The organism is Rhodococcus sp. 05-2254-2 (assembly GCF_002259095.1).
In the GTDB taxonomy this organism is placed as follows: Bacteria; Actinomycetota; Actinomycetes; order Mycobacteriales; family Mycobacteriaceae; genus Rhodococcoides.
Genome location: NZ_NOZJ01000013.1, coordinates 20253 through 42971 on the forward strand (window position 1 = coordinate 20253; position 22719 = coordinate 42971).

23 protein-coding genes are annotated in these 22719 nt (G+C 65.1%); 11 read left to right on the forward strand and 12 right to left on the reverse strand.

What is annotated here, in order from left to right; all coding sequences use genetic code 11:
* Window positions 1-24: 24 nt before the first annotated feature.
* Window positions 25-138, reverse strand: a complete 114-nt coding sequence (gene amiA, locus CH283_RS28785; RefSeq protein ID WP_254924168.1) for a streptamidine family RiPP — start codon at window positions 136-138, stop codon at window positions 25-27.
* A gap of 108 nt (window positions 139-246) precedes the next feature.
* Window positions 247-1176 (reverse strand): ABC transporter substrate-binding protein, encoded by a 930-nt coding sequence (locus CH283_RS18160; RefSeq protein ID WP_176460310.1) that lies wholly within the window; start codon window positions 1174-1176, stop codon window positions 247-249.
* Window positions 1177-1207: 31 nt separating this feature from the next.
* On the opposite strand from CH283_RS18160, the gene CH283_RS18165 reads away from it, so the two are divergent.
* The 3 genes from CH283_RS18165 to CH283_RS18175 are packed head-to-tail and all read left to right on the forward strand — an operon-like array spanning window position 1208 to window position 3959.
* Window positions 1208-2197 (forward strand): FecCD family ABC transporter permease, encoded by a 990-nt coding sequence (locus tag CH283_RS18165; RefSeq protein WP_176460311.1) that lies wholly within the window; start codon window positions 1208-1210, stop codon window positions 2195-2197.
* Window positions 2198-2223: 26 nt separating this feature from the next.
* Window positions 2224-3171, forward strand: coding sequence for a FecCD family ABC transporter permease (locus tag CH283_RS18170; RefSeq protein WP_176460312.1), 948 nt, complete (start codon window positions 2224-2226; stop codon window positions 3169-3171).
* Window positions 3168-3959: an ABC transporter ATP-binding protein gene (locus tag CH283_RS18175; RefSeq protein ID WP_068056055.1), complete on the forward strand. Its 792-nt coding sequence runs from the start codon at window positions 3168-3170 to the stop codon at window positions 3957-3959. Before CH283_RS18170 ends, CH283_RS18175 begins: the two co-directional genes overlap by 4 nt.
* A gap of 9 nt (window positions 3960-3968) precedes the next feature.
* Here the strand turns inward: CH283_RS18175 and CH283_RS18180 are convergent, their stop codons facing one another.
* Window positions 3969-4544, reverse strand: a complete 576-nt coding sequence (locus tag CH283_RS18180) for a TetR/AcrR family transcriptional regulator (protein WP_068056052.1) — start codon at window positions 4542-4544, stop codon at window positions 3969-3971.
* Window positions 4545-4623: 79 nt separating this feature from the next.
* Between CH283_RS18180 and CH283_RS18185 the strand changes: the two genes are divergently transcribed.
* Entirely contained in the window at window positions 4624-5241 is a 618-nt protein-coding gene (locus CH283_RS18185; protein ID WP_094638196.1) for an NAD(P)H-dependent oxidoreductase, read from the forward strand.
* 115 nt (window positions 5242-5356) lie between these two features.
* Here the strand turns inward: CH283_RS18185 and CH283_RS18190 are convergent, their stop codons facing one another.
* Window positions 5357-5776, reverse strand: a complete 420-nt coding sequence (locus CH283_RS18190) for a nitroreductase/quinone reductase family protein (protein WP_094638195.1) — start codon at window positions 5774-5776, stop codon at window positions 5357-5359.
* 180 nt (window positions 5777-5956) lie between these two features.
* On the opposite strand from CH283_RS18190, the gene CH283_RS18195 reads away from it, so the two are divergent.
* From CH283_RS18195 to CH283_RS18210, 4 genes are all read left to right on the forward strand, one after another.
* Window positions 5957-7003, forward strand: a complete 1047-nt coding sequence (locus CH283_RS18195; RefSeq protein ID WP_094638194.1) for an ABC transporter substrate-binding protein — start codon at window positions 5957-5959, stop codon at window positions 7001-7003.
* A 65-nt stretch (window positions 7004-7068) separates the two neighbouring features.
* The gene (locus CH283_RS18200) at window positions 7069-8067 is read left to right on the forward strand and encodes a FecCD family ABC transporter permease (RefSeq protein WP_373557603.1); all 999 of its coding nucleotides are present in this window, start codon (window positions 7069-7071) and stop codon (window positions 8065-8067) included.
* A complete protein-coding gene (locus CH283_RS18205) occupies window positions 8064-8867 on the forward strand; it encodes an ABC transporter ATP-binding protein (protein ID WP_094638193.1) in 804 nt (267 codons plus the stop codon). Before CH283_RS18200 ends, CH283_RS18205 begins: the two co-directional genes overlap by 4 nt.
* A 60-nt stretch (window positions 8868-8927) precedes the next feature.
* Window positions 8928-10436 (forward strand): protein adenylyltransferase SelO, encoded by a 1509-nt coding sequence (locus tag CH283_RS18210; protein ID WP_094638192.1) that lies wholly within the window; start codon window positions 8928-8930, stop codon window positions 10434-10436.
* 20 nt (window positions 10437-10456) lie between these two features.
* Here the strand turns inward: CH283_RS18210 and CH283_RS18215 are convergent, their stop codons facing one another.
* The 7 genes from CH283_RS18215 to CH283_RS18245 form a co-directional block, all read right to left on the reverse strand.
* A complete protein-coding gene (locus tag CH283_RS18215; RefSeq protein WP_094638191.1) occupies window positions 10457-10855 on the reverse strand; it encodes a VOC family protein in 399 nt (132 codons plus the stop codon).
* A 95-nt stretch (window positions 10856-10950) separates the two neighbouring features.
* A complete protein-coding gene (locus CH283_RS18220) occupies window positions 10951-12165 on the reverse strand; it encodes an acyl-CoA dehydrogenase family protein (RefSeq protein WP_094638213.1) in 1215 nt (404 codons plus the stop codon).
* 169 nt (window positions 12166-12334) lie between these two features.
* Entirely contained in the window at window positions 12335-12964 is a 630-nt protein-coding gene (locus CH283_RS18225; protein WP_094638214.1) for an isochorismatase family protein, read from the reverse strand.
* Complete coding sequence (locus CH283_RS18230; RefSeq protein ID WP_068056026.1) at window positions 12961-14850, reverse strand: hydantoinase B/oxoprolinase family protein; 1890 nt, start codon at window positions 14848-14850, stop codon at window positions 12961-12963. The genes CH283_RS18225 and CH283_RS18230 overlap by 4 nt, the downstream gene beginning before the upstream one ends.
* Window positions 14850-16946, reverse strand: coding sequence for a hydantoinase/oxoprolinase family protein (locus tag CH283_RS18235; protein WP_094638215.1), 2097 nt, complete (start codon window positions 16944-16946; stop codon window positions 14850-14852). The genes CH283_RS18230 and CH283_RS18235 overlap by 1 nt, the downstream gene beginning before the upstream one ends.
* A 51-nt stretch (window positions 16947-16997) precedes the next feature.
* Window positions 16998-18203 carry a CaiB/BaiF CoA transferase family protein gene (locus CH283_RS18240; RefSeq protein WP_094638216.1) on the reverse strand — a complete coding sequence of 402 codons (1206 nt, stop codon included), beginning with the start codon at window positions 18201-18203 and terminating at the stop codon, window positions 16998-17000.
* Entirely contained in the window at window positions 18200-18865 is a 666-nt protein-coding gene (locus CH283_RS18245; RefSeq protein WP_068056015.1) for a GntR family transcriptional regulator, read from the reverse strand. The genes CH283_RS18240 and CH283_RS18245 overlap by 4 nt, the downstream gene beginning before the upstream one ends.
* Before the next feature lie 137 nt (window positions 18866-19002).
* On the opposite strand from CH283_RS18245, the gene CH283_RS18250 reads away from it, so the two are divergent.
* Window positions 19003-19899, forward strand: coding sequence for a hydroxymethylglutaryl-CoA lyase (locus CH283_RS18250; RefSeq protein WP_094638217.1), 897 nt, complete (start codon window positions 19003-19005; stop codon window positions 19897-19899).
* A gap of 108 nt (window positions 19900-20007) precedes the next feature.
* Here the strand turns inward: CH283_RS18250 and CH283_RS28040 are convergent, their stop codons facing one another.
* A complete protein-coding gene (locus CH283_RS28040) occupies window positions 20008-20868 on the reverse strand; it encodes a class I SAM-dependent methyltransferase (protein WP_141215262.1) in 861 nt (286 codons plus the stop codon).
* Between the two features lie 63 nt (window positions 20869-20931).
* Here CH283_RS28040 and CH283_RS28045 point away from each other — a divergent pair, with 63 nt between their 5' ends.
* Together CH283_RS28045 and CH283_RS18260 are read left to right on the forward strand one after the other, a co-directional pair.
* A complete protein-coding gene (locus CH283_RS28045; protein WP_176460313.1) occupies window positions 20932-21744 on the forward strand; it encodes a class I SAM-dependent methyltransferase in 813 nt (270 codons plus the stop codon).
* Window positions 21735-22718 carry a phytanoyl-CoA dioxygenase family protein gene (locus CH283_RS18260; protein ID WP_094638219.1) on the forward strand — a complete coding sequence of 328 codons (984 nt, stop codon included), beginning with the start codon at window positions 21735-21737 and terminating at the stop codon, window positions 22716-22718. The genes CH283_RS28045 and CH283_RS18260 overlap by 10 nt, the downstream gene beginning before the upstream one ends.
* Window position 22719 lies beyond the last annotated feature (1 nt).

Below are 22719 nucleotides of genomic sequence, written 5' to 3' on the forward strand. Positions count from 1 at the left end.
CGTGGTGTGCAGACCCCACCGAGATCAGTCCTCGGCTTCCTCGAAGGGGTTCTCGACCAGGGCGTTGCTGTGGCCCGCGGAGTGTGTCGCCAGGGACACCGGTGACTGGATCGAACGGAACAGCTCGTTGTCGTTCATGGTTCTCCTTCTTCGATGGGCAAATCGGTTGCGGTGCAACCGATCCATGGACTCGACATCGTCGAGGTGTCCGACCCTACGTCAATCGATAATCATTTTCAATAAGGTTCAGGAACTTTCGAGCTCGTTCGTCACCGTGGCGAGCACCAACCGCAACGAAATCGTTCCGCGCCCTGTTGCCCACACCCCGGCGTCCACCTCGATCACCCGATCGTTGCGGGCCGCCGCCACACCCGACCACAACGGATTGCTCGCCAGCCGGTCAGAGAGAGGCTCGCTGTCGGAACCTGATGAAAATGCCTGCGCGAAGACCACATCCGGATCCACCGACGCGATCTGCTCCACCGATACCGTCGCGAAGGCATCGGTTCCCGCCTGCCACGGATAGTCACTGACGTCCGTGAGAAGCGAGCCGACGGGGGTGTCGACGGAATCGACTCCGAGACTGCCCGGTTCGCCGTACATCGACAGCGTCGTGAGGCCTTTCCACTTGCCCGCGGCCGCATCGACCTCGGCGGTGAACGCCTCGGCAGCTGCGTCCGCCTGCTCCTGCCGATCCGTCAAACGGCCTATCGTGCGGAGGAATTCGACCGAATCCCGCCAGGAAGTCGGATTCACCAGGTACATCGGTGCCACTTCCTCGACGGCACCCCGCAACCCGTCCTGCACTCCCCCGAGTCCGATGACGAGGTCCGGTTCCGAGAGCGCGATGTCCTCGACGTTCTCTTCACCGAATCCGCCCGTGATCTTGCGCATGTCCACATCCGGACCGGCATAGCGGGGATCGGCCGCAAGTTCCTCTCGGTAAGCGACGGGGGTCATGCCCACCTCCTTCAACGCGTCGACACACATGAGCGTCAGGCACGCGATTCGCTCGACGGGTGCATCGAGCTCGATCACCGTTCCGCTGTCGTCGGTGACCGTGACCGCAGCTGCTGCGTCGGCGTTGCCCGCATCGGCGGTACCGCATGCCGCGAGCGCGAACACCGAGAGTGCGAGTGCGCCGAACAATCGAGAAAAGCCGGACAACTTGCGCATGGGAACTCCTTTGCAGAATGATGTATCCGCAATGATAATCATTACCGATAGACGTTGGCGTGCTGCGGGTACCTGCGCCTGCGTCGCCGTGATCGTGCTGGCTCTGTGCCTGGGCGAGCCGACTCTCGATCCGGTGCGCGCGCTCGACGCCGTGCTCGACCCGTCGAATCCCCTCCACCCGCACGTCGCGCTCGTTCGACTGCCGCGTGTGCTGTTGGGCCTGGTGAGCGGTGCAGCCCTCGGACTGGCGGGAGCGTTGATGCAGGATGTACTGCGCAACAGGATTGCCGGTCCGGAGATTCTGGGCGTGTCCTCCGGTGCGGCTGTCGCGATGACGGCAGTTGCCGTGTTTGCACTTCCGTTGCCGCTGACAGCACTTCCCTATCTGGCACTGTGCGGCGCAGCTGTCGCCGGCATTGCGGTCATCACCACCGTTGGACCGACCAGCGACCCTCACCGAGTGGTACTGCTCGGTGCTGCGGTCAGCGCTCTCGCGTCGGGACTGGTCATTGCACTGGTCGGCCTGGGCACCGAAGGGAACCTGCCCCTGCTCTTTCGGTACCTGCTCGGCAGTCTCGGCGAGCGAGGTTGGAGCCATCTCGGTGTCGCAGCACCCTGGCTTGCCGTCTTCATCCCACTCGCTCTGCTCATGCGGCATCGGGTCGCTGCCCTTGCACTCGGAGACGATGTGGCTGCGGGACTGGGCATCTCCGTGATACCGACCCGGCTGACCGCACTGGCGTGCGCCGCAGCGCTCACCGCCGCGGTGGCATCGGTGTGCGGTCCGGTTGCCTATGTCGCGTTGCTGTCCCCACATCTGGCTCGATGGGCTGTGCACACGACGAGTTCACGGCGGATATTCCTGCTCACGCCCATCATCGGCGCAGTCCTGCTCGCTACCGCCGATCTGGCGTCGCGAATCTTGCTGTATCCGATCGAGATCCCCGTGGGCATCACGACGACACTGCTCGGCGTTCCCGTATTGCTGATGGCTCTGCACAGACAAGCCGCCACACGATGAAGGCTCGGCACCTCGTAATGATCGGGATGACGTGCATCGCCGGCCTGGTGATACTTCACCTCGTCTCGGGGCGCAGCGAACTCGAAACGGCCGAGGTGATCAGAGTACTGACCGGCACGTCGGAGGTGCGGGCACACGAGATCATCGTCAGGAACTACCGTCTTCCACGAGTGCTCGTCGGATTGGTTGCCGGTGCACTCCTCGCACTGGCAGGCGTGTTGCTGCAAGCAGTCATGCGAAACCCACTGGCCGAACCGTCGACGACAGGTGTGGGATCCGGTGCGGCGCTGGGCGTTGTGGTGTCGATTCTGGTGTTGCCCGCCTCCGGTGCCGCACCCCTGGCGTCACTGCTCGGTGCCGCATGTGCCGGACTGGCTCTGCACCTGCTGGGCCGACGCTCCCTGGCGGCCGCGGGAATCCTCATCGGCGCTGTCCTGTCCGCGGTGACATCACTGCTGCTCGTCGTCGATGCACAACCGATGGGCGTGGTTCTTCGATGGCTGATCGGCTCTCTCAATGCAAGGACAACGGACGACTGGAATCGATTGTGGCCCTGGGCAATCGTACTGATACCGGCCGGTCTGCTGTGTGCTTCGCGCGCAAATGCGCTCGTGCTGGGCGACGCGACATCCACCGGCCTCGGGATTCGCCCCCACAGGACTCGAATGTTGCTGCTCGCCATCGCGGTACTGGCCACGTCGACGGCGGTCACGGCCGCGGGTGCCGTCGCGTTCGTCGGATTGATCGCCCCCCACGCCGCACGGGCCGCCCTCGGCGGCGACCACAGGGGACTGATTCCGGTCAGCGTGATCGGTGGTGCCGTGCTGCTGTCCGCCGCAGACCTTCTCGCCTTCAGTGCCTCGATCGACATACCAGGCAACGGACCAGACGTATCGGGACTCCCGGTCGGGGCTGTGACGGCACTCGTCGGCGCTCCCTATCTCATCTGGCTGATCCGAAAGGATGCTCGATGACGGAATACGTCACCACACCGATTCTCGAGACCGTCGACCTCGGTCTCGGGTATCGCAATCGGACGGTATCCGAACACCTCGACATCGCCATCGAGAAGAGAACGGTCACCGCGCTGGTCGGCCCCAACGGATCCGGCAAGTCGACGTTGCTGATGGCTTTGGCCAGGGTGTTGGTCCCTCGCCACGGACAGGTGCGGCTGGACGGCATCCCTGTGCGTGACCGATCGTCGATCGAGACAGCCAGAAGACTTGCGATCCTGCCTCAGACCGCTGTCGCACCGCCCGGGCTACGCGTCCGCGAGCTGGTCGAGCAGGGTCGATATCCGCGGCTCGGTGCGATGTCGATGCTCAGACGGCACGACGACGAGGCCATGCACACGGCGATGCGCTCGACCGGAATCCTCCACCTCGCCGACCGCACTGTCGAATCGCTCTCCGGCGGTGAGCGTCAACGTACCTGGATCGCAATGGCTTTGGCCCAGGAAACCGAAGTGCTGCTACTGGACGAACCCACCACGTATCTCGACGTGCGTCATCAGATCGACGTGATGGAACTGGTCGTCGATCTGGTCGAGAATCGAGGGAAGACCGTGGTGATGGTGCTGCACGATCTCAATCAGGCGGCGCGGTACTGCGACCGGATCGTGGCCATGCGTGATGGTGCGATCGTCGCCGACGGGCATCCCAGCGACATCGTGACACCGACGCTGCTGGACGAGGTATTCGAGATCCGCGCCCGAGTAGTGACAGATCCGGTTGTCGGTAGACCGATGTTCATCGCCGAGTGAGCTGCGGGGTCAGTGTTTCCCCACGACGGCGATGATCAGCTCGGCCAGTTCACCTGTGGCTTCCTCGGGTGCGATTGCGCCCGATACCGCCGCGTGCGACAGCGCTTCCGCTGCACCGAAGATCGCGGTGATCGACGATGCCGAGATCCCGCCGGAGCCGCTGAACGGCTCGAGAATCGACCGGCATCGATCGGAATACGCCCGTTCGGCCGATCGCTTGACCTGTTCGAGTTCGGGCGAGCCCTCCAATGCCGCCAGTACACCCGTCAGCTCACGCCCCTGCGCCAACGCGCAGCCCACGTACGAGTTGGCGATTGCGTGTGCGCGGCCGTTCAACGAGGTGGGCGCGGCGTGGAGGGATTCCTCGAGCATGACCGTTTGCCGGTCGTCGAATTCCGTGAACAGGGCGGCCAGGAGTTCCGCACGCGAGGCGAAGTGGCTGTACACCACGGGTTTTGCGACGCCGGCGTGTTCGGCGAGTCGGCCGAGCGTCAGAGCGTCGGCTCCTTCCGCCCGCACGAGAGCCCAGGAGACATCCACCAACTGGTCGTATCGGTCGGAGCGAGACAGTCGCGTCCGGGCCATCGGGCACCTCCTTGCGCTATATACGAATAGTAACCTACTCTTGGTACATAGCCGCTTCTCCTCACCGAAGGAATCAGCCATGACCACACTTGTCGTAGTCTCCCATTCCGACCCCGACTCCCTGACCCACCACGTCGCTCGATCCGTATCGGACGCGATCCGCACCGCGGGCGACACCGTCGAGACGGCCGATCTGGCGGCCGAGAACTTCGATCCTCGATTCGAGGACGCAGACCTGAAGCTGTTCCGCGGCAACGGAACCACACCGGAGGACGTACGTGTCGAACAAGAACGAATCGATCGCGCCGATCACCTGGTTCTGGTCTTCCCGATGTACTGGTGGTCGATGCCCGCGCTACTGAAAGGGTGGATCGATCGCGTCTTCGTCAGCGGATGGGCGTACGAATACAGCCCTGGAGTCGGGTTCGACAAGAAGCTGGACCGACTCACCGTCCACCTGGTTGCCCTTGCCGGCGACGATGCCGACAGCTTCGAGCGCCACGGCGTCGATGCCGCTTTCCGTACGCAGATCGAGCGAGGCATCATCGAATACTGCGGTGCAACAGTGGGATCGACAAACTTCATGTACGAAACCGATACCAGGAGTCGCGAGGAACTCGATGCAGAGGTCGCCGATCTCGCTTCTGCCATAGCCGGCCGGGTGGCCGACCGACAGAAGGCCCTCGCCTCCGGCTGATCAGATCTCGACGAGCTCGGAGCGCCGCGTCCCCTGGCGACGGATCCATTGTCATTCAGGTCCATTGTCGTTCAGGCGCAACGCTTGTCGAAGTCGGAAAACTCGCCCCGGGAGATCAGGTGGGAGTGAGGCGGAAGATCGGGAATCGACGGCCCTCGGCGGTCTCGACGTATTTCGCGAATCCGGAGGAGGCGTCGAGGAACTTCTGCCAACTGTCGGCCCAATCGGCGTCGGGGACTTCCGAGGCCTCCACTGCGACGGTCCGTACTCCCCCATCGTGGGGAACCTCGATGTCGACGCGAGGATGTGCGCGCAGATTGTGAACCCAGGCGGGGTCTTTGGGTGAACCTGCGGCCGAGCCGACGATCAACCAGCTGCCTTCCTGGGAAATCGCCATCAGCGGATTCAGCCGGATCTCGCCACTCTTGGCACCGATCGAGTGCACGACGACAAGGGAATCGCCGAACCCAGCCGTGGACACGTGTCCACCGTTACTGCGGAACTCCTCGATGATCATCTCGTTGAAGTCGGCCATACCACCGATTATGTCGCGGACAGCGTCGGCGCGGACCGGTTTCTCACCGACGGCTCATCGGCGACGATTTCCATCACCGCCAACCAAAGGTTAGCCTGTGCTCATGCGCGCCTCGGGCGCGCTGCGCCGTCGGGTGATCCCCGGCGGCTCGTTGCTGTCGGAACCCGAAGGACATCCCACGTGCTCAACGTTCGTCGCCGCGCAGGCACCCTCGCCGCCGCTGCTGCCCTGGTCGGATCGCTCGTCGCGTGCGGAGCCTCCGAGGAGGTTCCCGACGCGGTCTCGGACACCACCGCAGGTGGGACCACCTACCCTCTGACGATCGACAACTGCGGAGAGTCGGTGACCTTCGACTCGGCACCTCAGCGGGTGGTGTCGCTGGATCAGAACTCCACCGAAATTCTCCTCTCGCTCGGCGTGCAGGACCGAATGGTCGGCACCGCGTCCTGGACCGATCCGGTCCGCGAGAACCTCGCCGACGCGAACGCCTCGGTTCCCCGACTGGCCGACAACGCCCCCACCTACGAGGTCGTGGTCGATACCGAACCCGATCTCGTCACCGCATCGTTCGGACGCCACTTCGAGCAAGGCGGCGTCGCTCAGCGGTCCCGCTTCTCCGAAACCGGTGCGGCCACGTATCTTTCACCCACCGACTGCGACGCCGGTCGCAGTGTCAACGGGGGCAACACCCGAACGACTCCGCTCACGATGGAGTCGCTGTACCAGGAGATCACCGAACTCGCGGCGATCTTCGACGTCAACGAGCGCGGTGCCGAGTTCGTCGACGAACTGAAGACCCGCATGGCCGACGCCACCGCGACCACTGCCGAATCGGATGTCTCCGTGGCATTCTGGTTCGCGGATACCAAGAGTCCGTACATCGCAGGCGGACGGGGATCGGCCGATCTACTCGCCAGAACGGTCGGTATGACGAACGTCTTCGCCGACACCGACGACGACTGGCCTGCCGTCGGCTGGGAGACCATGGTGGATCGGGATCCGACCGTCCTGGTACTGGGAGACCTGGCGCGCAACCGTTTTCCCGGTGACCTGCTCGCCGACAAGATCGCATTCCTCGAGTCCGACCCCGTCACGAGCACGATGGCCGCCGTCCGAGACAAGCGCTACATCTCCCTGCACGGTGCGGAGATGAACCCGTCGATCCGGGCCGTCGACGGTGTCGAGAAGGTGTCGGCCGGACTGCGCGACCTGGGACTGTCGTCCTGACCGCGACCATCACCCGTCGGCGCTCCTCCCAGCGATCGCAGACCTCCCGCAGCCTGTGGCGTTGGGTGTTCGCCCTGCTGGGCGGGGTCGTGCTGTGCGTGGTGTCGGTTCTCGTCGCCATCACCCTCGGGCCGGCGAACATCTCGCTGGTCAACGTGCGCGACGTGGTGCTCAACCATCTCGGCATCACCGACATCCCGGTGAAGGTATCGAAGAACGCGATCATCTGGGAGGAGCGACTCCCCCGTGCGCTCGTCGCTGCAGCCAGTGGCGTCGGACTCGGCGTCTGCGGCGTCATCATGCAGTCGCTTCTGCGCAATCCGCTGGCGGACCCGTTCGTGCTCGGTGTCTCCTCGGGTGCCTCGACGGGTGCCGTCGTGGTCGGTGTCCTCGGTGTCGGCGGGGCCGCGCTCGGGCTGTCCGGTGGTGCGTTCATCGGTGCACTCGTCGCGTTCGGCCTGGTGTTGTTTCTCGCCCGAATGTCCGGCAGCGGAAACGATCGCGTGATTCTCGCCGGTGTTGCAACCACTCAATTGTTCTCGGCCCTGACGTCTTTCGTGATCTTCGCGTTCGCCGACTCGGACGAGACGCGCGGCGTGATGTTCTGGCTGCTCGGTTCGTTCGAGGGTGTGCGATGGAACGACGTCGTGCTGTGTGTGACCGTGGCCGGCATCGGCGCGGTGGTGTGTTGTTACTACGCGTACGTCCTCGACGCGTTCGCGTTCGGCAACTCGGTGGCGTCCTCGCTCGGCTTCGATGTCAAGAAGGTCCGATTGGCTCTGCTCGTCGGCACCGCCCTGATCACCGCGACATTGGTCAGCGTCGCCGGTGCGATCGGTTTCGTCGGCCTCATTCTTCCGCACGCCGCGCGACTGTTGGTAGGGCCCAACCACAGCCGCCTCGTGCCCACCACTGCCGTCATCGGCGCGATCTTCATGGTGTGGGTGGACGCCGTCTCCCGCGTCGCGTTCGCTCCGACCCCACTGCCGGTGGGCGTCGGAACGGCGTTGGTCGGCGTTCCGGCCTTCATCGCGATCATGGCTCGAACGAGGGGAATTCGATGACACTGCACGCATCGAACGTGTCCTGGAAGCGCGGTGGCGTCCTGGTGGTCGACGGCGTGACCCTGCATCCGGGGCCCGGCCGAACGGTGGGATTGTTGGGGCCCAACGGTTCCGGTAAGTCTTCGCTGCTCCACCTGCTTGCCGGGGCGGCATCGCCCACCTCCGGCGTCGTCGAACTGGACGGCGCAGAGCTCGGTTCGCTCAAGCGCAGACACATCGCCCGCGCGGTCGCAGTCGTGGGTCAGCACGCCCACACGGACGTCGATGTGACGGTCGGAGACGTCGTGCGTCTGGGACGCATCCCGCATCGCGGGGCTTTCGGTGGAAGCGACCTGGACGACGACGCCGTAGACGATGCACTCGCGCAGACCGGACTCACCGACAAAGCGGATCGATTGTGGCGCACGCTCTCCGGTGGTGAGCAGCAGCGGGCGCACATCGCTCGCGCACTGGCTCAGCAGCCCCGCGAGATGTTGCTGGACGAACCCACCAACCATCTCGATATCCATCACCAGCTCGAGCTGTTGGCCCTCGTTGCGCGCCTGCCGATCACCAGCGTCGTCGCGCTCCACGACCTGAACCTGGCGGCGATGTTCTGCGACGAGGTCCTGGTTCTCAAGGACGGCAGGGTCGTCGCAGGCGGCACACCCGCGGAGGTGCTGACCGAGGAACTGATCGCCGAGGTCTACGAGGTGCGAGCGCGAGTGTCCGGAGACGGCGACGGGCGCGTACACATCCGCTTCGATGCGGGCACCGTGCACGAGTTGTTCGAGGACAACCGCCGGGTACTCGGCACCTGAAAGGTTCGCGATGCTGTGCCCTCAGGGTTGGGTACGGAGATTCGTGGTAATCCTTCTGTCATGACCGACTCCTCGCCGCAGCCGACGGTACCGACCACGGGCCTGCCCGCATTCGGGTTCGAGACGACCTTCGCCGACGAGGTTCCTGGACTGACAGTGCCGTGGCAGGGCACCCACGCGCCGGTTCCTCGGGTGCTGATTCTCGACGATGACCTCGCTCGGTCTCTCGCGCTCGACCCGACGTCGCTGCGCACGGCCGAGGCAGCCGGTGTGCTGTCCGGGTCGATTCCTCCGGCCGAATCCGCCACTGTGGCAATGGCGTACGCGGGTCATCAGTTCGGCAATTTCGTTCCCCTGCTGGGGGACGGCCGAGCACTGCTGCTCGGCGAGCTGCGCGATGATCGGGGCCATCGAGTCGATCTGCATCTCAAGGGGTCCGGCGCTACCCCGTTCTCGCGTGGGGGCGACGGGAGAGCGGTAGTGGGAGCCATGCTGCGCGAGTACCTCATCAGCGCAGCGATGCACGCGCTGCACATTCCCACCACACGTTCGCTCGCCGTCGTCACCACCGGTGAACAGGTGGTGCGAGAAGGAGGTCCGCAGCCCGGGGCAGTGCTTGCCAGGGTCGCGTCGAGCCATCTGCGGGTGGGCACCTTCGAGTTCGCGGCTCGGCGCGAGGGGCTCATGCAGCCCCTCGCCGATTACGCGATAGCCCGCCACTATCCGGAACTGCTCGAGCTGCCGGTCGAGGAACGCTGTCTCGCCTTCTTCGAGGCTGTCGTCGAAGCCCAGGCATCGCTTGTCGCGCAGTGGATGTCGGTCGGATTCGTGCACGGTGTCATGAACACCGACAACACGACGATCTCCGGTGAGACCATCGACTACGGACCGTGCGCATTTCTCGACTCCTACGATCCGGCTACGGTGTTCAGCTCCATCGACCACGGCGGACGCTATGCCTACGGCAATCAACCCGCAGTGCTCGGGTGGAATCTGGCCAGGTTCGGCGAAACACTACTGCCCCTCGTCGATTCGACGCCCGATACCGCCATCACGGCTCTCACCGCGGTGCTGGACACGTTCGGGGAACGCTACCGCCGGCACTACGCTGCCGCGATGGCCCTCAAGCTCGGCCTGGCAGACGATGGCGCGGACGCGGCGCTCGTCGACGAACTGCATCGGTTGCTCACCGACCACCGAGCCGACTGGACCCTGACCTTCCGTGCCCTCGCCGATAACCTGCGCGGAGACTCGTCGCCCTTCGACTCCCTCGTTCCACCGGACGCGTCCGCGGAGTGGCTCGAGCGTTGGCGGACAACTGTTTCGGCACGGGGACAGAACTTTTCGTCGATCGCCGACGGGATGGATCGCGTCAACCCCGCCTACATTCCCCGCAACCATCTGGTCGACGCCGCACTCAGGTCCGCGACCGAGGGCGATCTCGAGCCTGTCGAGCGTCTGCTCGACGTCGTCACGACACCGTTCGACCGCCGCGACGAACGGTCCGAGTACGCCCTGCCCGCGCCTGCGAACTTCAGCGCCGGATTTCGGACCTTCTGCGGGACCTGAAGATGTGACGGGCAGCGCGGTCAGGCAGGCGCAGCGAAGAATTCGAGGGCAATGTTGTCGGGATCACGGAACGAGATTCCGGAACCGTAGTGTGCGTGTTCGATACCGCTGTGCGCGATGCCGAGTCGGTCGAGCGTCGATACCCAAGACGCCAGGTCGTCCTGTGTGCAGCCGAACGCGATGTGGTCCACGCCCGTTCTCTTCTCGTCGAAGGCACCGGAGACCTGAGCGTCGCCGTGGGTGTGCAATCCGAACAGCATTCCGCCGTCGAGCGCGAACACGGTGTGGTGATAGTTGCCGGATTCTTCGTCCTCGTCGAGTACGGGGGACGCGTCGAACAGTCGTGAGTACCACTCGGTGCTGGCGGCAACATCGGATACGGTCACGGCCACGTGGGAGAGGCCGGGGAAGTGCGACATGCGCTGGTCCTTTCGTCGTCCCCGTCCACGTTAGGCACCGACGTCTGTGTGCCACCCGAGATCAGCGCAATACTGCCCGTTCGGCGGGGTTGTGTTCACGACGTCCGCTTCTGTTCGGCTCTGATCAGGCCGCCGCCGACGATCAGTCGTTGAATCTCGCTGGTCCCCTCGTACAACCGAAGCAGCCGGACATCACGGTAGATGCGCTCCACCGGCACCTCACGCATGTACCCGGCACCACCGTGAATCTGAACAGCCAGATCGGCGACCTGGCCGACCATCTCGGTGCAGAACAGCTTCACCGCAGACGGCGCGATACGGCGATCGGTCTCCTGCACCCACGCCCGCGCCGCCTCACGCACCATCGCCCGGCCCGCCATGACACCGACCTGTTGATCGGCGATCATCGCCTGCACCAACTGGAAGTTGCCGATCGGCTCCCCGCCCTGAGTGGACGACGCGGCATGAGCCACCGACTCGTCCAAGGCACGCTGCGCCTGACCGACGGCCAACGCCGCGATATGCACCCGCCCCCGCGCCAACGACGTCATAGCCGCCTTGTACCCGATATCGATCTTGGGTCGTTCCGCAGGCTCCACTCCGGCGTCGCCGTTGCCGCCCACCAACGCATCGGCCTCGACGCGCACGTCGGTGAAGTTCACGTCGGCAGTGCCCGAGCCCTGCTGCCCCATCTTCGCGTCCTTGACGCCCACCTCGATGCCGGCCGTGTCGGAAGGGACCAGAAATACTGCAATACCGTTGCCACTCTGCGGTTTCGGGTCCAATTTGGCGAAGACGACGAACATGTTCGCGATCGGCGCATTGGTGATGTAGCGCTTGCTGCCGTTGATCACCCAACCCGAGCCCTCGACCGTCGCCGTCGTCTTCAACCCCGCTGGATTCGACCCGGCCCCGTCCTCGGTCAGCGCGAAGGACGCAACGACGTCGCCGGTTGCCATGCCCGGCAACCACGTCGCCTTCTGCTCCTCGGTACCGAACCCCACGAGCACCTGCCCGGCGATCCCGTTGTTGGTGCCGAACATCGATCGCAACGACAGCGAGGTGTAACCGAGCTCCATGGCCACCTCGACGTCCTGAATCAAATTCAGGCCCACACCGCCCCACTCCTGCGGAATCGCGTAGCCGAACAGACCCATCTCCGCGGCCTGCTGTCGCAGATCGTCCGGAATCGAATCGTTGTTCATGATCTCCAGTTCACGAGGAACCACACGTGAGCGCACGAACTGCGAGATCTGCTTCAACACGTCCGCGAAGACGTCGTCCGGTACATCGGGATTCAGCGTGTCCATGGAACCACTATCCCCCCATGGGTGGATCGATTCGTCCGAACCGACGGGATTTTCTGGCAGGACGGAACCGTCCCACCACATCGGCTCTCCCGTTTCGGATCTCAGCCTCCGATCGGCGTCGAGTATTCGAATCCGGGGAGCTGATCTTCATCTGTGGCTCGAACAGCCGTCACCCAGAAGACGACCCGAACTGGCCGATTGCTTGCGCGAGATCGATGACGTCCGCATATTTGGCCTGCAGGTCGAGCAGGTTCGACTCGTGCATGCCCGGCTCCCGATCACCACACGCATCTGCCACCACCAGAGGACGGAAACCGTGCTGCAGTGCGTCGGTCGCGCTTGCACGGATGCAGCCGCTGGTGGTCAACCCACAGATGTACAGCGTGTCGATGCCGCGGGCGGTGAGAGTGGCCGCCAGAGAGGTACCGAAGAACGCACTCGCATACTGCTTGGTCACCACGGTCTCGCCAACGATCGGACGGGGGTCGACGGGAAATTCGCCCAGTTCCGAGCCCTCCTCGAAGACCGTCAGAGCCGGAATCTTCGTCGTGAAGAGCCCGCCGTCGGTTCCGCCGGGCTGATAGCTGACCCGGGTGAACACAACCGGAACACCGGCTGATCGTGCGACCGAAACCAGCTGTGCCGCAGCCTCTACTGCCGCTTCCACCGGGGCACGCAGGGGCGAGCCATCCACCAGGTAGGCCGCGACGATGTCGACCACCAGAACCGCCGGGTTACGGCCGGGGCCCAGCTCACCGGCAAATCCCGACTCCCGGTACGACCCGAGCGTATCGCTCACGCGCGCACTGCCTTACGGACGTTCACCGGCGGACGCGGGGCGGGCAATCCGGTTTCGGCCTCGCACCGCTCGAGGATCTTCTCGATCGACGGCCCCTTGTCGAACACTGCGATCTCCCCGCGCGCAGCAGACATCTCACTGCGCGCGGCCTCGGAGGCGGACGAATCGACGACACCGTCGGCATCGCAGACGATTCCGTAGCCGATGCGGGCACCCTCGGTACTCACCAGACCCCGCCGAACTTCGAGACCGACCAGTTCGGGATCCCGCTTCAGCGGGTCGCCCCAACCGCCGCCGCCCCACGTGACGAAGTGCAGCACGTCGCCTCGTCCCACCGGTACCTCGTGGATCTTGCTGGCCAACACCTCGACCTCACCCGACGCTCGGACGATCCACTTCTTCCCTCGCGCACCGGGTTTACCGCCGTTGACACCCCACGGATACGTGAGCCACCTGTCGTCGTGAATGGCGATGGTGCCCGGCTCCTCGAAGTAGTACGCCACGTCGACGCCGTTGCCGCCGCGATGAAGCCCGGCACCGCCGGTGTCGGTGACGGTCTCCCACCGCTCGATACGCAACGGATAGTAGGACTCGAGGTACTCGCAGGGGATGTTGACGAACGACGGCCACAGCGAGTGACCGTCCGGCCCGTCTCCCATCGGACGACCGGGGATACCTCCGAATCCGATCGAGTACAGCTGGAACCACTCCCCGTCCCGCGCGCCCCCGTCGTAGTGACCGGAGTACATGAAGTGCGGCGACGACGAGAAGCCTGCGGCGTTGAGAATCTCGGGGTTGTTCTTACCCAGCAGCCCACCGAAAAGGTCGAAGACACGGCCGATTCCGTGGTTGCGGCCGTTGAGTGCAGCCGGATAGCGCGGCTTCCAGAACGAGTCCTCGGGAATGGTCACGTCGATCAACGGATAGAAGCCGTCGTTCCACAGAATCTGCGGGTCGGCCACGGTGATGACGTAGATGCCGAAGAACATGCGTACGAGATTCTCGTTGATGAAGTAGTTGATCGGCCCGACGGCCTGCGGTGCCGCCTTGCTGAAGTCGAGGTGGATCTTCTCCCCGTGCCGGGTCAGCTCGATGGTCAGTTCGTAAGGGCCGTAACCACATCCGTCATCGCAGATGAAGTCGCTGAACTCGATGGTCTCGCCGTCGACGAACAGCATCGCGAGCAGCACCTTCATGGCCTGATAGTTCCTGTCGAGCAACGCGTCGAGCGCCGACAGATACACGTCGACGCCGAACCGGTCGCAGAGTTCGACGATGCGCCGCGACGCGGTGGTGCACGCTGCGACCAGTCCGTTCAGGTCTGCTCGGTTCCAGTCCGGCTTGCGCACCTGGTTGAGAATGATGTCCAGGGCGGTCTCGTTCAATTCGCCTGCGCTGTAGAGCTTGAAGGGCGGGATGACGACGCCCTCCTCGAAGATGGTGTGTGCATCGGTCGGCATGGACGACGGCGTCTTACCCCCGACGTCGGCCATGTGCCCGAACATCGACGACCAACCGACGACCCGTCCGCTGTGGAAGATGGGCAACACGATCAGCCAGTCGTTGGCGTGACTGATGGCAGCACCACACGCGTAAGGATCGGAGGTGAGCAGGATGTCGCCCTCGCCGACGGTGCCGGAGAAGTTGTCAAGGAAGTCAGGAACGGACAGGCCGAACTGCCCGACCACCATTTTGCCGCTCGGATCGGCGATGAGGGGAAATTCGTCGTGCTGTTCGCGGATACCCGGCGACAGTGCCGTCCTGAAGAGGACCTCGTCCATCTCGGCGCGGGCGTTTCGCAGGGCGTTCTCGATGATGTCGAGCGTGATCGGGTCGACGGGAACCGTGGTGAACGGGGTCTTCGAGGTCTCGATGATGGTGGCCATCAGCTCTCCTGCAGTCGAGTGGTGCGATGGGTGTCGTCGGTGCCGACGGGGTTGATGAGAAGGCATGCACTGCGGTGGACCGTGGCCGTGTGTCCGGACAGCACCAGCGTGGTGGAGTCCATCTCCGTGATCACTGCCGGACCCGTCACGACGTTGCCTGCCAACAGTTTCGAGCGGTCGTAGATGCCTGCCTCTGCGTACTGCCCGTCCATCCAGACGTCGTTCGTGGTGATCAGCGCCGCGGATGGATCGTCGCCACCGTCCTCCAACGGCTGGAACGCCACCTCGGGGCGTGGACCACTGACCGTGACTCGGAGGTTGATGACCTCGCGTTCGTTCTTGAGCAGGAACGAGAACAGTCGCTGGTGTTCGGCGTCGAAGGCAGAGCCGAGAGTGGACAACAGCTCCCCCGAATCGAGGGCGGACGCGTCGAGGTCGACGGGAATCTCGAAACCCTGACCCTGATAGCGCAGGTCCACCTGATAGGTAGCGGTCTGCTGGTCTGCTGGCACGCCCTCGGACGAGAGCCTTTCCGACGCCGCATCGGCCAATTCGGCAAGAGCTGTGCGCAACTCGGCGTCGTCGATGTCGGAGAAGGCACGAACCATGGTGCGCGCAGCCTCGTCCCGAAGACACGTCGTGGCGTCGCCGTACGCGCAGAGGACCCCGGGCGACGGCGGGACGATCACCGGCCACGACCCGGTCAGTCGACCCAGCGCGTTGGCGTGCAGCGGCCCGGCACCGCCGAACGAGACGAGTGCGAAATCGCGAGGGTCGTAGCCCTGCTGCACACTGACCAATCGCAGTGCGCCGAACATGTTCTCGTTGACGATGTCGACAATTCCGGATGCGGCTTCCTCCGGACCGGCCAAGCCGATGGCCTCGGCGATCGTCGCCACCGCGGTGCGACTCGCGTCGGCGTCGAGATCCACCTCCCCGCCCGCCAAGGAGGCCGGGAGGTAACCGAGAACGACGTTCGCGTCGGTCACCGTCGGGTCGGTTCCGCCTTTTCCGTAGGCGGCAGGCCCGGGGTCGGCCCCGGCCGATTGCGGCCCGACCCTCAATGCGCGCGTCAACTCGGGCACGTGCGCGATGGAACCGCCACCGGCACCGACCGTTCGCACGTCCACGCTCGTCGCGCGGACGGCGAGGTCGCCGACCTTGGTCTCACGGCCGATACGTGGTTGCCCACCGAGCACGAGGGCGACGTCTGTGGACGTCCCGCCCATGTCGAAGGTGAGAAAGTCGGAGAAACCGGCTTGCTCGGCGAACCACACGGCCCCGGTGACGCCGCCGGCCGGGCCGGAGAGCAGCAACGACACCGGCGCCTCCGATGCCTTCGCCGACTGCACCAGTCCGCCGTCACTTCGTAGGATCGACAGCGGAGCCTCGATCCCCCTGTCCTGCAACGAGTTGTCGAGATTGCGTACGTAACGCGACACCTCGGGCTGAACGTAGCTGTTGGCCACGGTGGTCAGGGTCCGCTCGTACTCCCGCATCTCGGGCAGGACCTGACTGGAGATGGAGATCGGAATGCCCGGGAGCTCGTCGGCAGCCCACTCGGCGATCTTCTTCTCGTGTGCGTCGTTCGCATAGGAGTTGATGAGCGAGATCGTCAGCGCTTCGATGCCGGCACCGGCGAGGCGACGTAATTGCCCCCGAGCTTGGTTCTCGTCGAGCGCCGTCACCTCGGAGCCGTCCGCCGCCAGACGACCCACGACCTCGACGGTGTTCTCCAGCGCTGCAAGCGGTTCGGGCTTCGGCCAGATGATCCAGCCCGCCAACCCTCCCGGTACGTACGATCTGGCGATCTGCAGGACCTGCCTGAACCCGTCCGTGGTGACGAGTCCGACGCGCGCTCCCCGGCCTTGCAGGATGGCGTTGGTCGCCACCGTGGTGCCGTGGAGCACCTGATCGATCTCCGACGGTTCGATGCCGGCCTTCGAACACACTTTGTCGATGCCGTTCAACACCCCGACGGACTGATCGGCCGGCGTCGACGGAGTCTTGGCTCTGTAGGTGGTACCGGTCGTTTCTTCGAGAAGCAGAACGTCGGTGAAAGTTCCGCCGACGTCGACTCCGAGTCGATAGCGCATGATGATCTCCGGTGGTGTGCGGTGCGGTGAGTGAGGACGATGCGGTCGAGCTCAGATGATGCCGCGGTCGACGAGCGCAGCCCGTTCGGCCTCGGTGAGACCGAGGAGCGATCCATAGATGTCCGAGTTATGTTCTCCCAGTTCTGGTCCTGCATGCCGGACGGCTCCGGGGCTGTCGCTGAGCTTGGGCACAACCCCTGCCATCGGGATTTCGCCGAAATCGGGATGGGCCAGGCGCACGATGGCGTCGCGGGCCGCGAAATGCGGATCGTCGAACATGTCGCGAGCGGTGTAGATGCGGCCGGCGGGAACACCGGCCTCGTGAAGGATGTCGAGAACCTCGTCGGTTCCCAGATCTGCGGTCCATGCCGAGATGACGTCGTCCAGTTCGGCCATGTTCACCCCGCGCGACGCGTGGTCGATGTACCGGGGATCGGATACGAGATCGGCCCGCCCCATGGCGGTGACCAAACGGGCGTACACCGAATCCTGGTTCGCGGCAACCAGAATCATCTCGCCACCCTTCGTGGGGTAGACGTTGCTCGGCGCGATGTTCGGCAGCACCGATCCGGTGCGTTCGCGCTGGTAGCCGCCGATCTCGTATTCCGGGAGCAATGATTCCATCATCGCGAGCACGGCCTCGTAGATCGCCGAATCCACCAGTTGCCCACGCCCCGTTCGCTCCCTGTGGTGCACGGCCGTGAGGACGCCGATCGTCGCGAACACCGCGGCCAGGGAGTCGCCGAGCGAGATTCCGGCCCGAGAGGGTGGCAGATCCGGATTACCCGTCACGTATCTGATTCCGCCCATCGCCTCACCGATCGAGCCGAACCCGGCGCGGGGAGAGTAGGGTCCGTCCTGGCCGTAGCCGGTGACTCTGGCCATGATCAGGCGTGGGTCCAGTGTGCGCAGATCCTCGTACCCTAGCCCCCATCGCTCGAGAGTGCCGGGGCGAAAGTTCTCGACGACGATGTCCGACTTACCGATGATGTTGCGCGCCAACGCTTGTCCTTCGTCGGTGCGGAGGTTGCATGTCACCGACTTCTTGTTCCGCGCCACCACCGGCCACCACAGCGACTTGCCGTGGGGTTTTTCCCGACCCCATTGCCGCATCGGGTCACCCTTGCCCGGCGGCTCCAGCTTGATCACCTCGGCTCCGAAATCTGCGAGGAGTTGTCCGCAGAACGGTCCTGCCAACAACTGACCCATCTCGACTACTCGTAGGTCGGACAACGGCCCTGTTGCGGCCTCGCTCATTCGGACTCCTTGGCTTCGTCGGGCGTGAGAGATTGCAGTAGAACGTGTTTCGCTGCGCGGACGTGCGCCCGCATGACCGAGTCGGCCCAGATCTCGTCTCCGCTTCTCAACGCGGCCACCAGATCTCGATGGTGTGCGTGGCTGCGGGAGAGATCGGCAGGCGAGTAGCGGTGAAAGGTGCGCATCACGAGGGGGAGTTGGATGACCGCGCTCAACATCGTCAGCAGGCGCGTGCTGGCGGCGGCGGTACGCACGATGGCATGGAACTCGTCGTTCAACTGCGCCATCAGGTCGAGCCTCTGGCCGGCGTCTCCGGCCGCCGACGATTCCATGAGATCGCAGAGTTCGCTCAGCCGGTCGAGGTCTTTCTCCTCGATACGACGAGCAGCGCGAGCGGCAGCCATGGCCTCCAGCGTCATACGCAGGTCGTAGATCTCCTCGAGATCGTCTGCCGTCCAGGTGTACACACGGGCTCCGCGATGCGGAACCACCTCGACGAGCCCTTCCATCTCCAGCTGCCGCAGGGCCTCACGAACGGGCGTCCGACTGGTCTCGGTCAGCTCGGCGATATCGACCTCACCCAGCCTGGCACCGGGCGCGTACGTGCCCGCAATGATCCCCTCCCGGAGGTGGGAATACACACGATCCACGGCTCTGGCCACTGAAGGCCTCCGATCGAAGATGGGCTGGTTGTTCACAACTTAGGACCATCCCCACCTCCTGTCCACGAGAATCGCAAATTTTCCCCGAAAGAAACACAGGTGTTGCATACAACAAGAGCGGGGAGAAGGATCGGGGGATGACGTCTGTGCAACTTGTCGAGGTGGGCCCGCGTGATGGATTGCAGAACGAGAAGACTGCATTGTCGGTGGATCAGAAGATCGAGTTGATCGCCCGAAGCGTTGCAGCGGGAGCCAAGCGAATCGAAGCGGTCAGCTTCGTGAACCCTCGCCGGGTGCCACAGATGGCCGGGGCCGAGGATGTGATGGCCGGGATCGAACGACGCGACGACGTGTCCTACATCGGCCTCGTGTTGAATCGCCGCGGACTCGACAGAGCGATCGACGCACGCGTGGACGAGGTCAACGTGGTGGTCGTCGCATCCGAGGAGTTCAGCCGGCGAAATCAGAATTGCTCTGTCGCAGAAGCAGTGTCGACTGCGCGCGATGTCATTCGGGACGCCGGATCCGCGGGCTTGGCCACCACCGTCACCATCGCGGCGGCGTTCGGTTGTCCGTTCAGCGGAGAAGTCGATCCTCGTTACGTGGGCGAGATTCTCGCGCAGTTCTCCGACGACCGACCGTCGGAAATCGCCTTGGCGGACACCATCGGCGTCGGCGTGCCGGCACAGGTCCGCGTGTTGGCCGACATTGCGAGTACACGAGCACCGGGAATCCCACAGCGCTGGCACTTCCACAACACGCGGAACACGGGCTACGCCAATGCGTTGACTGCTCTCGAGACGGGTGCGCGAGCGCTGGATGCCAGTATCGGCGGCTTCGGGGGTTGCCCGTTCGCCCCCGCGGCAACGGGCAACATAGCGTCCGAGGACCTGATCTATGCACTCGATCGATCCGGAGTCGAAACCGGCGTGCACCAACAGGTTCTGGTCGATGCCGCGGCGTGGCTCGGGAGTGCACTGGGCAAAGAGGTGCCGGCCCTACTCGGACGGGCCGGAGGCTTCCCCGGCGAGTGACGCTGCCTGTCGTCGACACCCCGAGGATCGGCTCCCCAGTTAAGGATATGTGCCTCCGATCGGCGTCGGATATCCAAATCCGGGGAGCTGATTCGCGGCGACGATCTCTCAACGACGGGTCGCGGCGAACACGTCGACCGGGTGCGGCACCCGAGGCCTGCCATCGGCACCGGGCACCGAGACCGCGTCGAGGTAGGCCCGCACAGGGCCGTGCAACTCTGGCGTCAGCCGGGCCTGCACCGCGAAGTCCAGCACCTCGTCGGTCGCGGTGGAGAGGTCGACCATCGCGTCCAGAGTGACCGAGTCGTCGAGAGCAATCCCGTTGTCCACGAACGCTTTGTCGACGTCGGCGCTGAACCACTGCCGGTGGCCCTGCAGCGGCGGGGCGAGCACACCGACCAGAGCGTTGAGCGCGGCCGACGGTGCAACGGCCACCCACAGTTCGCCGCCGGGTCGCAGCAGGTCGAGCGCGCCGCGCAGGGTTGCCCCCACGTCGGCGACGTAGTACATCGAGTGCACGAACATCACGACGTCGAAAGTCTCGTCCACCGGGACGTCGTCGAACGACGCGACGTACGCGTCGGCGTCGAGCTCGTCGGCCGTCAGGGCGGCCATCTTGGCGGCGAACAACGTCGCGCTCCCGGGCCAGGGGTCGATGCCGACGTATCGCACCGGTCGGCCGGGCACCTGCTGCATCAGCCCCGCGGCGAGGCGGACGTCCAGCGAACCGTCACCGCAGCCCACCGACAGCACCGAGATCGGCCCATCCCCCACCCTGGCCAGCCGCCCGGACAGGTGCTCGGCGATGAGGCCGCGCTGGTCGGAGAGGAACTCGAAGGCGGCATGCCCGCGAGCGTAGGAGCCGGGGTCGAGACCGGCGAGGGCCGCCGCGCCACGCCGCGCCGCCCGCAACCCGTCGAGGAGCACGGCCGCGGTGTCGGTCGACGAAGTCGGAGCTATGTTGGACATTGGACCGAGTCAACCACGACGCCCCATCCGGTGCATCGAGGTCGGCTTCCTAGGAGGAATCGCGTGAGCAGCGGAGATACAGCCGATCGCAGTCTCGAGCACTGGAGCGAGGCCGGACGCAGGGGCATGGAAGCGTTCTACGCCCTGGCCACCGAGGACTACCACCAGCTCGCATTGGCAGCCGATTGGCCCGCCCTGCTCGCCGAGCACGCGCACGAGGGCTGGTCGCTGCTCGACGTGGCCTGCGGCAGTGGCAAGTTCCCCACTGCACTGCGCCGCTACACCGATCTGTCGGCGGTGCCCGAGCTGGCCTACGACCTGCTCGACCCGTCTGCGTTCTCGGTGGCCGAGGCGCGTGGTGCGCTCGGTGCTCCGTTCGTGCCTCGGGACGACTTGGTGATGACCCTGCAGGACCTACCCGCCGATCGGAGCGGGTACGACATCGTGTGGGCCACCCACGCGCTGTACGCCCTCCCGCCGGCCGAGTTGGACAGCGCGGCCGAACGGTTCGTCGCTGCACTGGCCCCCGGCGGCCTCGGCCTGGTCGCGCAGGCCACGGCGTCCTCCCACTACCTTGCGTTCTACGACGCCTTCCGCGCCGGCGTGCGCGAAGCAACGCCGTACACGACGGCCGAGCAGGTGCGCGACGCACTGATTCGAGCGGGCGCGGACGTGCGCGACCAGCGCGTCACGTACACCACCGGAACATCGGATCGCGCTGTCGCCGAAGGCTTTCTGCAGCGCTGCGCCTTCGACGACTCCGTGTCGCTCGACGAGATGGAGGCCGCACCGGTGCTGGGCGACTACCTCGCCTCCTGCCGCGACAAGTCCGGTTCCTACACCTTCTCCCACGAGGCGGCGCTGCTGTGGCTGTGAACCCGTCGACCAACGAACGGCTCCCCGAGCAGAACCGCGACGGCGGCATCGATCAGGACTGGGCCGGCAACGATCAGGACTGGTGGGACTGGTACGTCACGCTGGCCGCCAACGACACCGCACCCGCCGAATTGGTCGACGGGCCCGGCCTACCCGACGTCGACGCGGCCACGGACGAGCAAGTCGAGCGTGAGCTTGCCGAGCCGTACGACCTCTCCCCTGCTGCGGTCGAAGCCTTCACTCGCGATGCCTTCGTCCGGCTACCCGCGGTGCTGTCGCCTGCCGTTGTCCGACGCCTCGCCGAACGCCTCGAGGAGCTACTACGCGCCGAGCACGGCGAGAACGTGTCCGGCCGATTCACCGCGCTCGAGCAGATGTGGTTGCACGACGACCTGATGCGCGCGGTGGCGCTGTCGCCCCGGATCGGAGGGCTGGCCACGGCGCTGTTGGGCGAGCCGGCCGTGCGGCTCTACCACGACAACGCGCTGTCCAAGGAGCCCGGCTGTGGACGCACGCCCTGGCATCACGACGCGGAGCATTTCCCACTGCAGACCGTCCAGGCGGTCACCGCGTGGATGCCGATGTCGGCCATCCCCGGCCGCATGGGTCCGCTGTCGTTCGCGCGCGGAGCAGGCGTGCTCGACGAGGTCGCGGACCTGGAGTTCGACAAGGTCGGCACGTCGTACGACGAGGCCGTCGCCCAGCGCTTCGTCGAGCGCGGCGTCGCGGTGGCATCGGAGCCATTCGAAGTGGGCGACGTGTCGTTCCACTCCGCGCTGTGCTTCCACACCGCCGGGCCGAATCGCACGACACAGCCGCGCCGAGCACTGGCCACCACCTATTTCGCCGACGGGGCTCGGGTCGTGGAATCGCCGACACTGATCAGTGGCACGTGGCGCGAATTCTTACCCGGCGTGGAGCCCGGTGGCGTCGCGGCCTCGGAACTGAACCCGGTGGTCGGTCGCCGAGACTGAA